Origin of the sequence: Caballeronia sp. PC1, from assembly GCF_021353155.1 — a bacterium.
Lineage (GTDB): Bacteria > Pseudomonadota > Gammaproteobacteria > Burkholderiales > Burkholderiaceae > Caballeronia > Caballeronia cordobensis.
In genome coordinates this window covers 1,484,754-1,496,645 of record NZ_JAJUBH010000003.1, presented here as the reverse complement: position 1 = coordinate 1,496,645, position 11,892 = coordinate 1,484,754, and the positions used below count along the sequence as shown (strand labels likewise).

Sequence of the window (11,892 nt, the reverse complement as noted above, 5' to 3'; positions counted from 1 at the left end):
ATGCGGATGAAAACCCGGACGATCAGAGATTCGCGAGCAAGTCGAGCGCTTCGTCGCGCGTCATGACGGCGGCATACTTTTGCGCCATGTCGAAGAGATTCGCTTCGTGAGGCGCGATGGCGCGATCGCCGACGCAGTCGGATAGCACGAACGGACGGAAGCCGTATTGCATCGCATCGACGACGGACGAGCGCACGCAGCCGCTCGTCACCGCGCCCGCGATCAGCAGCGTGCGCACGCCGTGCTGCGTGAGCCATGCCGCGAGGCCCGTGCCGAAGAACGCGGAGGGCACCGTCTTGCGCACCACGAGTTCGCCCATGCGCGGCGCGAGTTGCGGCACGATCGCGCTGTCGTGCGATGTTTCCTTGAGCGCGAGCAGGCCGGGCACTTTCATCGTGAAGACGTTGTGATCGGCGTCGTCATTGGCGAAAACGATGCGGCTGTGCGCGACCGGCCAGCCCTTTTCGCGCGCGTGCGCGAGCAAGGGAATCGTGTGCTCGATGGCCTGTGGAATATTGCCGCCGCCGAAGACTTCGGGATTCGCGAAGCCGTTCACCAGATCGACGATCAACAGACCGACCGGCGCTTGCGGTTCCAGCGTCGAGCCGAAGCTCTGGCGCTTGTAGGTTTCGATATCGTGGGACATGTCGGTGTTTTCGTGGGTCAGCGATCGAGTACGACGCCATTGCGCACGACGGGCTCGCCGTCGAGAAAGACATCGCAATGACGCAGCGGAATGTCGATATGGCAGGTGGTCGTGCGGCTGCCGCCTGCTTCGTTGTTCGGTCCGAGCGAGAACAGGAAATTGCCTTCGAACGCGCGCGCATCCATGCCGATGGTCGCCTCGCGGTCGTAGAGGCCGAGCGTCGACCAGTGCGCGCGCGGCTGCAACCCCCAGCCGATATGCGAGATCGCATACGCTTCCGGATCGTCGAAAGTCGCCATGTATTCACTGAGCAATTGCGCGTCGATGCCGCCATCGATGCGCTTGGCATAGCCTTCTTCGACCGTGAGTTCGATACGGTCCTGCACATAGCTCTTCTGCGGCAACAGAATGTCGCCGCGATCGATCACGATGCGCCCGTGCGCCTGATGGTCGTTCGGAAACGTAAGCGCGAAGCCGCTCGGCCAGTGATCCCAGCGGCCCGGTTCATCGACGAAACCATACTCCGCAATCGGCTCGAATTCGCCGAGCGGACAATGGAAGTCCGTACCGGCCGCCGACACGATGTGCATCTCTTTCGCCCGCGCAATGCGCGCCTGCGCGGCGAGCACGCGTTCGCGATCCGCGGGCGTGGGCACGAGACGCGTGAGCACTTCGGGCGGTTCCACGGCGAGCAGAATCTTCGTGCCCGTCTTGAGGATATCGAGTTGCTCGGGCGAAAACAGCAGCGTCATCAGGTCGAGCACGAGGTCGCTTTCCTTCAGCGCGGCGATCGCGGCGCGGTTGCCTGTCAAAGGCGTCGTGCCGAGGTACGCGAGCGAATCGCGGCTCAAGGCCTTTTCGCCGTTCACGGGCGGCAGATCGAGACGATTGACGATCGCGCCCATCGATTGCGTCGCGATCAGCGCGGTCGCGAGCGTCTGCGGATGCGTGGACGCGCTGGTCAGGATAGTGACGGTCTGTCCCGCTTCGAGGCGCGATAGCCTGAGCACCTTCGTCCATGCATCGACCATCTGATAGTCACTGACTGGCATGTCTGCCTCCTTCGTCGAACGTTGCAAGCGCCGCGCCGAGAAAATCGCCGAGTGCTGCGTAAAAGCCCGCTTCGTCGTCCCACGGGATCATGTGGCCTGCGTTTTGCACGCGCACATGTTCCAGTTGCGGCACGAGCCCGCGAATCTCTTTCACGTCTTCATCGCGCACCACGTCGCCGCGGCCCGCCGTCACGAGCAATGCGGGCATCTTCAGAAGCGGGAGATCGGCGTGAATGTCATCGGCATGGAAGCCTTCGAAGCTCGTGCGTATCGCGCGTTCGTCGCAGGTATGCAGCCATTGCGCGCGCAGTGCGAGCTGCTCGTTCGTCCATGTCGGGCAGAAGGCGCGCATCGCCTCCGCGCTCATGCCTTCGCGCGCCTGGCGAATCGAATCGATGTACCACGGCAATTGCGACGGATACGAACGGCGTCCCGGACCCGAAACCGGCGGATCGATCATGGCGAGGCGCGTCATGCCGGCCGGCTGCGAGCGCGCCGCGCGAATGCCGATGCGCGCGCCCATCGAGTGGCCGATCACGCTGTAGCGCTCGAAGCCGAGCGCAATGGCGAACGCGTTCAGATCGGCGGCTTGCGCATCGAGGCTGTAGTCGAGCGCATCGGATGCCGAGGACAAGCCGCGCCCGCGCACATCGAGCACATACGTATCGAAAGTCTTGCCGAGATGCTCCGCGACGAACGCCCACGTCACGGCCGGGCTCGTGATACCCGGCACGATGATCACCGGATCGCACCCCACGTGTGCTCCGCCAAAGCGCAGATAATGCTGACGGATGCCGTTCGCCTGAACGTTCGCGCCGTATAGATAGGTCGACATGGTCTTCCCCGCCTCAGTATGCGCCGGAAAGCAACGCGCCCGCGCCCGGCACGATCGCTTCGAGACCGAGCTGCTTGAGCATCGCGTAAGTAGTCGCGACGGCGGCGGTGACGACCGGCTTGCCCGTCATCGCCTCGACCTTCGCGATCACCGGCAGCGACGGCATCTGCACGCACGCCGACAGCACGATGGCATCGGCGTCCTGATAGCGCATCGACATGACGATATCCGGCAGGCGTTCGGGATCGTGACGGCCAACGTCGAGATTGTCGGGAATCTCCAGCGCGCGGTAATCGATCACCTCGTAGTCTTCGTTGCGAATGTAATCGACCACGAGCTCGGTCAGCGGCTTCATGTAAGGCGTCACCACCAAGACGCGCTTCGCGCCGATCACCTTCAACGCATCGACCAGCGCACCCGCGCTCGTGATGACGGGCGCATCGCCGCCATTGCCGATCGTGCATTCGTGCAGGCGCTTCTGCGATACGCGATGGTAGCCATGCCCCATCGCCATGATGGCGACGAGACATGCATAGCCGAGCACATCGACACGCGCGTCGGAAAGCTCGACCGCGCAGCGGTCCGATTCCGCGTCCATCGCGGCGAGTTCTTCCTTCACGACCTTCTTCATGCGCATGCGGCTCGAATGGAACGTGAAGCGCTCCGGGCGAATCATCTGGCGCGCGAGCAACATCGCGGGAATTTCGGTTTCCATCGTCGTGTTCGAGCTCGGCACGATCTGGCCGATGCGGTAAGTCTTCGTCATCTGCTGCTCCATGTCTCTGTGGTCTTCTGAAATCTCAAAGGCGGAAAATGCGTTCCGCGTTGCCGTGGCAGACGAGCGCGCGCGTGGCTTCGTCGAGCGGCGCGCGCTCGATGAATTCCGCTGCGAGCTCCGTCGATTCATACGGGTAGTCGACCGAGAACATCACCGCGTGCGCGCCCATCTCGCCAATCGCGCCGATGAGCGCGGGCGCCGAGCACACGCCCGACGTCGTGATCAAAATGTTCGTGCCGATGTACTCGGACGGCGCGCGTTCGAGCGTCACGCCATGCGAGTAGACCGCAAAGCGGCTATCGAAACGCCAGCGCAGGAACGGCAGGCCCTCGCCCATGTGACCGAGAATGATCTTGAGCTTCGGGAATCGATCGAATATGCCGCTGAACAAGAGGCGCAATGCGTGACTGCCGGTTTCGACGCCCCAGCCCCAGGTCGCGCCGGCGAGTTCCGGATGACCGTCGAGCACGCGCGGGTTCACGAAGGCATCGGTCGGATGCAGGTACAGGGGCACGTCAAGTTCCTGCATCGTCGCCCAGAAGGGATCGTAGGCGCGGTCGTCGTAATAGACGCCCAGCGTATGACCGTTGACGAGCGCGCCCTTGAAACCGAGATCGCGAACGGTGCGCGTCAGTTCGTCCGATGCCGCTTTCGCGGTATGCATCGGAAGAGTAGCGAAGCCGCCGAAACGCGATGGATGGCGCGCGATCTGTTGCGCGAGAAAGTCGTTGCTTTCCTTCGCCCGGCTGATCGCGAGCGCCGCATCGGGTTCGCCCTGCACGCTCGGACCGGTCTGCGAAAGAATCGTATAGTCGATGCCCGCGCGATCCATTTCGACGATGCGTTGCTCGTCGAAATCGCTCAGACGCGCGGCGAGATCGCGCAACACTTCAGGCGCGATATGCTGCGTGAAACTTTTCGAATAGCCCTGAAAACCCGGCGTGCCGAAGTGCTCTTCCAGGGCGATCTTGCGAATCCGCTTGCTCATTTGAACTCCATTTAATCAGTAGACTGACGATATAGCCGCAGGACGAACCATTGCCGGCTCGACCCATCCCGCTCAACCGCCCTTTCCAAAGAGTTGCCGGATACGCCCCCAGATGACGCTCCACACGAGGCTGCCCGCATTGAACTTCGCCGACGATGCCGACGCCGACGCCTCCGGCGCGGCATTGCCGCCGAGTTGCGCCGTGATGCGCGCGCCGAAATCCGCGATCATCCGCCGCACGAAATCCTTCACGAGCCCCGAGCGCGAGAACTGCGCGAGCGGCCCTTGCAACATGTATTCGAGCGTGACAGCCACGCGCGTTTGCGCGCCTTGCGCTTCGCTGCTCAATGCGTAGGTGACGTCGCCGTTCGCGCGTGAGCGGCTGATGTTGTCCTGCCCCGCGCCGCGCATAACGGCACGATGCGCGGCGTCGTCGCGCTCCAGCCGTGCCGCGCCCGCGAAGTTCGCCGACATCGGTCCGAACTTGATGGCGATCTTCCCTTTCACGCTTTCGCCGTCGTGTTCCACGAGTTCCGCGCCGGGCAAACACGACGTGACCGACGGCAGATCGCCCATGAACGCCCAGACCTTTTCCAGCGGGAAAGGCACGACGAAGCTGTCGTCGATTGCCGTCCAGCCTTTGCGTTGAGCGCCGGGCTGATCCTTCGATGCCGCGCTCGCCGCGACTGGCGCTTGCGGTGCCGCCGCGGGCGCCGCTGCGAACGTCTCGAACGCGGGCGCGCTGGCCGTTGCATCGGTGACTATCTCGCATGCGGCCGGCACGTCTGCGGTCGGGTTCTCCTTCAACTCCCGAAGCACCGCGCTGATCGCCGCGACGATGCCCATATAGCCCGTGCACCGGCACAGATTGCCCGACAGTTCGAGCCGGATGCGCGCTTCGTCGGCATCGGGGAAACGCCGCACGATATCGCGCGCGGTGATGAGCATGCCCGGCGTGCAGTAACCGCATTGCAGCCCGTGATGAATCGAAAACGCGCGACGCAGACGCTTCATCAGTTCGTCGTCGTCGAAGCCTTCGATGGTGCGAACCTTCTGCTGATCGCACGCCACGGCGAACGTGATGCACGAGCGGACCGGCTCGCCATCGACGAGCACGGTGCACGCGCCGCACACGCCGTGCTCGCAGCCGAGGTGCGTGCCGGTCAGGTTGTGCGTATCGCGCAGAAAGTCGCCGAGATGCACGCGCGATTCGATATCGCTGCGCACGGAACGGTCATTGATGGTGAGTTCGATAACGGACATTGCAATCTCTCTAAGCTGGATTCGCGTTCGATGCGCCGAACGCCTGCGCGAGGCAACGTTCGAGCGCCGCTGCATGAATCGACCGGTCGATGCTGTCCGCGTTGGGCATCGCGCTTGCCACCGCTTGCGCGAGGGCATCGCCGGTGGCGGCGGCCGGACCGCGCTGCGCGACCTGGCGCGCGAGATCGTCGAGCGCAGCGGGCGGACCATCGAGCGCGCCGAGCACGATGCGGGCGAGGCCCGAACGCGCGTCGAACGCGGCGGCCGCGCTCGCATGCGCGAATTCGCCGGTCTTGCGGCATAGCTTGTAATAGCCCCAGCGCAAGGTCGGGCCGAGCTTCGGCAGCAGCACCGCGGTAATGATCTCGCCCTCTTCGAGGCGCGTCGTGAACGCGCCGAGCATGAACTCGCTTGCGCGCACCTGCCGCGTGCCGTTCGCGCTCGACAACTCCAGACGCGCGTCCAGCGCCGACAACGCAAGCGGCCAGTCCGCGGCCGGATCGGCATGCGCGAGACTTCCGCCGATCGTGCCGCGATTGCGAATCGCGCGATACGCGATGCCGCCCGCCACATGCCGCATATACGGATGCCGCAGCAGCGCGTGCTTGCCGTCTTCGATCTCGGCATGCGTCACCGATGCGCCCACGCGCACGAACTCGCCCGCTTCGGCGACGCCGCGCAGATCCGCGATGCGCGATACATCGACCACACGCGCCGGCCGTGCAAGACGCAGATTCAGCATCGGTCCCATCGACTGACTGCCGGCTATCGGCTTCGCGCTGCTCAGTTCCCTGAGCGCATCGGGCAACGAAACCGCCCTCACATATTCGAACGCAGCGGCTTTCATCCTGCGATCTCCTGACTCAACTCGTTCTTGCTGGCGTGCTCGCGGGCCTTCGCCGCTTCGATCGCTGTGAGCAGACGGCGCGGCGTCAAAGGCGTTTCGGAGACGACTGCACCCAGCGGTACGAGCGCATCGTTCACCGCGTTGAAGAGCGCGGCGGGCGGCGCGATGGCCCCGCCTTCGCCCACGCCCTTCGCACCGAACTCCGTATAGGGCGACGGCGTTTCCATATGGATGATCGTGAGCGACGGCAACTCGGTCGGCCCCGGCAACATATAGTCGGCGAGCGTCGATGTAAGCGGCTGCGCGTTGTCGTCGTAAAGCGTTTCCTCGTAGAACGCCGTGCCGATGCCTTGCGCCGTGCCGCCGATGGTCTGCCCTTCGACGACCATCGGATTGATCATACGTCCGCAATCCTCGACGATCACGTAATCCAGAATCTCGACATCACCGGTCTTCGTATCGACGGCGACGGCCGCAGCGTGCGTCGCGTAGCTGAACGCGCCCGTATCGACTTTGGGCTTGAAGCCTTGCGTCGCTTCGAGACCCGCGAGATTCACGCCGGCGGGCAAACGCTCCGGACGCAGATACCATGCAGCCGCAATCTCCTGAATCGTCACGCGTCCTTTTTCGCCGATCACTTCGCCATGCTCGAAGCGCACCGCGTTCTCTTCTTCGCCGATCAGATGCGCACCGATGAAAAGCAGGCGCGGCAAGAGTTCGCGGCACGTCGCGGCGACCGCGCCGCCCGCCATCACGATGCTGCGTGATGCATACGTGCCCGTCGAATAGGGCGTGAGCGCCGTATCGCCATGCACGACCTTGATCTTGTGCAGCGGCACGCCGAGCACTTCGTTCGCGATCTGCGCGAGCGTCGTTTCCATCCCTTGCCCATGCGAGTGAATACCCGCTCGAAGTTCAAGGCCGCCATCCGCGGTGATGCGCACGGTTGCGAGGTCATAGCCCGGCACGACCGGCAAACCCCACGATGCGAACACCGCCGTGCCATGCGCCGACTGCTCCGTGAATGTCGCGAAGCCGATGCCGACAAGACGTCCATCCTTCTCGCCGGTCTTCTGGCGCGCGCGCCATTTCTGCACGTCGAGTTGCGCCACGGCGCGCCGAAGGCTTTCCTGGAAATCGCCGCTGTCATAGTGCTTTTTCACGACGTTCGTATAAGGCATGTCCGCGCCGCGCACGAGATTGTCATGACGCACTTCCCACGCTTCACGCCCCACCGCGCGCGCGATCGCATCCATCGTCAGTTCGATGGCGAAGCACACACCCGTGCGCGCGACGCCGCGATACGGCAGAAAGCCCGGCTTGTTGGTCGCCGCGCATTGCGTGCGGCAGCGATAGCCCGAGAAATCATAGGGGCCGGGAAGATTGCCGAGCGCCTGTCCCGTTTCGAGCCCGATGGTGAAAGGCCACGCCGAATACGCGCCGCCGTCGATGAGAAGATTGGCATCGAGCGCAAGCAGGCGGCCGTTCTTATCGGCATAGGCGGTGAGTTCGTAGTGATGCTGACGCGAGTTCGCGCCCGCGATCAGGTGCTCGCGCCGGTCTTCGATAAAGCGGAACGGCTTCTTGTAGGTGAGCGCGAGCCACGCAATGCAAAGTTCTTCCTGTTGAAGCACGCACTTGTAGCCGAACGCGCCGCCCACATCGGGCGAGATCACGCGCACCTGCGCATGATCGATGCCGAGACATTGCGAAAGCACCGTGCGAATCATGTGCGGCACTTGCGTCGATGTAATGACGACGAGTTGCGAATGCGTGTGATCCCAGTACGCGAGCACGGCCTTGCCTTCCATCGGCACCATGCATTGCCGCGCGAGATCGACCTTCTGTTTCACGACAACGGGCGCGTCTTTCGCGAGCTCGTCGAAATTCACGTCGGCCTTGAGATCAAGGAAGAGATTGTCGGTCCAGTGATCGTGCACGCGCACATCGGTGCGTTCGCGCGCGGTGAACGCATTCGCGAAGGCGGGAAGCTCGTCGAGATCCAGCTCGATTTCTTCCGCGATGTCTTCGGCGAGCGCACGCGTCTTCGCGAAACACATCGCCACGGGCTCGCCGACGAAACGCACTTTGCCCGACGCGAGCGGCGGATGCGATGAAGGCTTGTAGGTGGGCAGGCTCGAATCGGCGACGATATCGGTGGCGCCTTGCATGTCGTCGCGCACGACGACCTGCGCCGCATGGTTGCCAGGCTTGCCGATGCGCACGATGCGCGCATGCGCCACGGGGCTGCGCAGAAACGCGACTTCCTGCAAATCGGGAAACGTGTAGTCGGCGACGAACTTGCCCTTGCCATGCAGATGCCGTTCGTCCTCGCGACGCCTGACGCGCGCGCCGACGCCGCCGCTTTCGACCGGCGCTTCGGTATGTTCCGTATCACTCATGCGCTCTCTCCGGAATGGGCGTCCAGCGACATCAAACGGGATAGGCGAGATCGTTGGCGATCATCGCCGTGTCGTAGACCGCCTGTCTTTCTTTCAGCAGAAGCACGTTACCATTGCGCGCGAAGCGGTCAAAAAGCCTGCCCGCCTGATGCAAGGTGGTCGCGCCTTCGACCAGCGTTTGCAGCAGCATGTAATTGCTCTGCGCGACGATTTCCTCGTCGGTCGCGTTCAAGATGCGCACGTTCGATACGAAATGCAGCATCTGGCGCGGCGCGAACATCTGCGTGCGTGCAATCGCCACGGCGCGATCGCGCAGCATGTCGCGCCCTTCCGCATAGACGAGCCCGACCGGAAAGTTATTGACGACGTTCTCATGCTCGGTCACGCGATAAAGGCAGTTCTCGGTGAAGAATTCCGGCCACCGCTCGATATCGCCGCTATCCAGCGCCGCGCAATACTCGGCATGAAAATCCTCGACCGCGGCGCGTGCAATCAGCGCCTTGTCGTGAGCGATGTTCTGTTTCTCGAATCCTGGCAACATCTAGAACCCCATCACTTCACGGTAGTGTTTGTACATGGCGCGAATGGCCGCCTCGGAGATCAGGTTATCGGCCGTGCCGATCTTGTCGCCATCGAGCTTGATGATGCTGTGGTCCGTCACCGAGCGGCGCACGCCTTCCTGAACGAACTTCATCGCTTCGTTGTCTTCGAGGCCGAGAAAGCCGGCAGGCCCCATCAGATTGCCCTGGCGCAGACGGTGACGCACCATGTCTTCGCTGTCGTCTTCATAGCCGAACATCGTCCACAGCATGATCATGCTGTTGGGGCCGTTCGGCACGATATGGCGAACGCCGAGCGTGTTCATCTCGCGCTGCACGATAAGGTTCGGCCAGATGGTCTGCATCGTCACGGACCATTCGGAATCGAATTCCTTCACGAACTCCAGAAAGCGCTCGTCGCGCAAGGTCATGCCGTCGTGAAAGGAGCGCATCTCCTTCTTCTTGTCTTCGTCGATGGTCGCGTACAGCGAATCGCTTTTCGCCGAAGCCATCGTGCCGTGAATGCCGTACTTGCTGTCCGCGACCATCGCCGAGCGGTTGCCCGCCACGAGCAGGCCGAACACGACGAGAAACGAATGCAGCAGCGTCGCGTGATACGGGTCCTTCAGATTCTCGTGATACATCTTCCAGTTGCAAGGCAGCTCGTTCTTGTAGAAACCGAGCACGCGCAGCGGCTTGCCGTTGAACACGGCGTCGAAGTCTTCGAGGATCTCGGGCGTGAGATAGTCTTCGAGCGGCTCCATGTCGTGCGTAAATGACGCGAAGACCACGCCGTTGCGCGTCGCGACGGCGAGCTTGCGCAGACCGTGCGCGTCGTTGCGGAAGTCCTTCGGCATGCCGCCCAGCTTGTTCACGCCGCGTCTGAACGGCACGCCCTGCAGATTGCCCTTCAGGTCATACGACCATTGGTGATACGGGCACACGAATTCCTTGTTGTTGCCGCGGCTGTGGCGGCAGAATTCCGCGCCGCGATGCGCGCAGCGATTCTCGAACACGTTGATCGAACCGTCTTCCGCGCGCGACACGACGACGGGCGTCGGCCCCACATACGAGCGCTTGTAATCGCCCGCATTCGGCACTTCCGCTTCCAGCGCGACGAAGTTCCAGGTGCGGCCATGAAAGATCCGCTCGACTTCGCGCGTATAGACCGCTTCGCTCGTATAGACCCAGTCCGGAATGCATTGCAGTCCTTCTTCCGGCCACACGAGCCCTTCTATGGGCGGATTTTTGGTTTGCGGCGTATGGATGCCGATGATCGTTTCAGACGAGTACACCTTGATCTCCCGAGTGTGTTGAGCGAGTCAGCCGTTCGAGCTGGCGCAGCTTGACCGTGGGGTCCGCGAGCATGGCGGCGTCCACCGGCACGGCTTCTTCGACGAGCCGCCGGATCGCCCGCAGCTCGCCGCCCTGATTGATCGCGAGCGCCTGGACGATGACACCGTCACGCAGCCCCAGCAGAAGCGTCTTGCCCTCCATGCCCGCGCGTTCGATCCATCGATCGACGGCGCTATCGGGCAAGCCGAGCATCTGGATGTTCCAGTCGTATTGATCGGTCCAGAACCACGGCGTCGGTGCATATGTCACGGCATCGCCCGCGATGTTGCGCGCCGCGGCGATCGCCTGTTCCTGCGCGTTCTGCCACGATTCCAGACGCGTTGCGCGGTCATTCGCGCCATAAGGAAAGCGCGTGCAATCGCCGGCGGCATAGACATCGGCCGCCGACGTGCGGCAATGACGATCCACGCTGATGCCATTGTTCGTCGCGATACCCGCGTCTCGCGCGATATCGTCGTTCGGTATCTGGCCGATGGCGATCACGCACAGATCGAAGTGCGCTTCGCCAATCTGCACGCCGGTTGCGTGCTCGGCGATCTGCAACTGCGCCGCATCGAACACGAAGCGCACGCCATGCGTCTCGTGCTTCATGCGCAGGCGTTCGGAGAACATCGCCGGCAACGCACGGCTCAGCAAGCTCGATGCGGATTCGAACACACTCACATCGAGGCCGCGCGTTCGCGCACTCGACGCGAATTCAAGCCCGAGAAAGCCGCCGCCGATCACCGCCACCGAACGCGCCGTCGCGAGGCGGGCGCGCAGACGCATGGCATCGTCGAGCGTGCGCAGATAGAACGTATGCGGACCTTCGGGCGCATCCGGCAAGCGCCGTGCGCGTCCGCCGGTCGTCAGCAGACAATGGTCGTAGCGCAGTTCCCCGCCGCGTTCGAGCGTCGCGACGTGCCGTTGCGGGTCAAGCGCAAGAACGCGATCGTTCGACCATTCGATGCGCGCATCGGCATACAGCGCGGCAGCGTGCACCCAGCCTTCGAAGCAATCGTCATCGTCTTGCGCGACGAGCACGTCTTTCGACAGCGGCGGCCTTTCATACGGCGCGTGACGCTCGTCGCCGACGAGCACGATGCGCCCGTCGAAGCCGTGCGTGCGCAGCGCCTCTGCTGCACGCGCTCCGGCTTGTCCCGCGCCGATAATCAAAACGGTCTGCGTCATGTTGTTCGCTCCGCAC

At 63.2% G+C, this 11,892-nt stretch carries 11 protein-coding genes; all 11 read right to left on the bottom strand.

Features of this window, described 5'->3' with window-relative positions; all coding sequences use genetic code 11:
* Positions 1–22 precede the first annotated feature (22 nt).
* A complete protein-coding gene (locus LY284_RS31395) occupies positions 23–646 on the bottom strand; it encodes an N-carbamoylsarcosine amidohydrolase (RefSeq protein WP_233390156.1) in 624 nt (207 codons plus the stop codon).
* 17 nt (positions 647–663) lie between these two features.
* Positions 664–1,698 carry a 2,5-dihydroxypyridine 5,6-dioxygenase gene (locus tag LY284_RS31390; RefSeq protein WP_233390153.1) on the bottom strand — a complete coding sequence of 345 codons (1,035 nt, stop codon included), beginning with the start codon at positions 1,696–1,698 and terminating at the stop codon, positions 664–666.
* Positions 1,685–2,533 carry an alpha/beta fold hydrolase gene (locus LY284_RS31385; protein ID WP_233390152.1) on the bottom strand — a complete coding sequence of 283 codons (849 nt, stop codon included), beginning with the start codon at positions 2,531–2,533 and terminating at the stop codon, positions 1,685–1,687. The genes LY284_RS31390 and LY284_RS31385 overlap by 14 nt, the downstream gene beginning before the upstream one ends.
* 13 nt (positions 2,534–2,546) lie before the next feature.
* On the bottom strand, positions 2,547–3,299 hold the full coding sequence (locus LY284_RS31380; protein WP_233390150.1) for an Asp/Glu racemase: 753 nt from the start codon (positions 3,297–3,299) through the stop codon (positions 2,547–2,549).
* A 34-nt stretch (positions 3,300–3,333) separates the two neighbouring features.
* The gene (locus tag LY284_RS31375; RefSeq protein ID WP_077160955.1) at positions 3,334–4,299 is read right to left on the bottom strand and encodes an amidohydrolase family protein; all 966 of its coding nucleotides are present in this window, start codon (positions 4,297–4,299) and stop codon (positions 3,334–3,336) included.
* A 72-nt stretch (positions 4,300–4,371) separates the two neighbouring features.
* Complete coding sequence (locus LY284_RS31370; protein ID WP_233390148.1) at positions 4,372–5,562, bottom strand: 2Fe-2S iron-sulfur cluster-binding protein; 1,191 nt, start codon at positions 5,560–5,562, stop codon at positions 4,372–4,374.
* A 10-nt stretch (positions 5,563–5,572) separates the two neighbouring features.
* A complete protein-coding gene (locus LY284_RS31365; protein ID WP_233390146.1) occupies positions 5,573–6,409 on the bottom strand; it encodes a xanthine dehydrogenase family protein subunit M in 837 nt (278 codons plus the stop codon).
* Positions 6,406–8,811, bottom strand: a complete 2,406-nt coding sequence (locus LY284_RS31360; RefSeq protein ID WP_014252412.1) for a xanthine dehydrogenase family protein molybdopterin-binding subunit — start codon at positions 8,809–8,811, stop codon at positions 6,406–6,408. Before LY284_RS31360 ends, LY284_RS31365 begins: the two co-directional genes overlap by 4 nt.
* Before the next feature lie 31 nt (positions 8,812–8,842).
* Positions 8,843–9,352 carry an aromatic-ring-hydroxylating dioxygenase subunit beta gene (locus tag LY284_RS31355; RefSeq protein WP_053571411.1) on the bottom strand — a complete coding sequence of 170 codons (510 nt, stop codon included), beginning with the start codon at positions 9,350–9,352 and terminating at the stop codon, positions 8,843–8,845.
* Positions 9,353–10,645, bottom strand: a complete 1,293-nt coding sequence (locus tag LY284_RS31350) for an aromatic ring-hydroxylating dioxygenase subunit alpha (RefSeq protein ID WP_233390144.1) — start codon at positions 10,643–10,645, stop codon at positions 9,353–9,355.
* A complete protein-coding gene (locus LY284_RS31345; RefSeq protein WP_233390142.1) occupies positions 10,632–11,876 on the bottom strand; it encodes an NAD(P)/FAD-dependent oxidoreductase in 1,245 nt (414 codons plus the stop codon). Before LY284_RS31345 ends, LY284_RS31350 begins: the two co-directional genes overlap by 14 nt.
* Positions 11,877–11,892: the final 16 nt, after the last annotated feature.

Bases quoted from the DNA above. Each gene is read 5' to 3' on its own strand.
- LY284_RS31395 (WP_233390156.1), bottom strand. From the start codon at position 646: ATGTCCCACGATATCGAAACCTACAAGCGCCAGAGCTTCGGCTCGACG.
- LY284_RS31390 (WP_233390153.1), bottom strand. From the start codon at position 1,698: ATGCCAGTCAGTGACTATCAGATGGTCGATGCATGGACGAAGGTGCTC.
- LY284_RS31385 (WP_233390152.1), bottom strand. From the start codon at position 2,533: ATGTCGACCTATCTATACGGCGCGAACGTTCAGGCGAACGGCATCCGT.
- LY284_RS31380 (WP_233390150.1), bottom strand. From the start codon at position 3,299: ATGACGAAGACTTACCGCATCGGCCAGATCGTGCCGAGCTCGAACACG.
- LY284_RS31375 (WP_077160955.1), bottom strand. From the start codon at position 4,299: ATGAGCAAGCGGATTCGCAAGATCGCCCTGGAAGAGCACTTCGGCACG.
- LY284_RS31370 (WP_233390148.1), bottom strand. From the start codon at position 5,562: ATGTCCGTTATCGAACTCACCATCAATGACCGTTCCGTGCGCAGCGAT.
- LY284_RS31365 (WP_233390146.1), bottom strand. From the start codon at position 6,409: ATGAAAGCCGCTGCGTTCGAATATGTGAGGGCGGTTTCGTTGCCCGAT.
- LY284_RS31360 (WP_014252412.1), bottom strand. From the start codon at position 8,811: ATGAGTGATACGGAACATACCGAAGCGCCGGTCGAAAGCGGCGGCGTC.
- LY284_RS31355 (WP_053571411.1), bottom strand. From the start codon at position 9,352: ATGTTGCCAGGATTCGAGAAACAGAACATCGCTCACGACAAGGCGCTG.
- LY284_RS31345 (WP_233390142.1), bottom strand. From the start codon at position 11,876: ATGACGCAGACCGTTTTGATTATCGGCGCGGGACAAGCCGGAGCGCGT.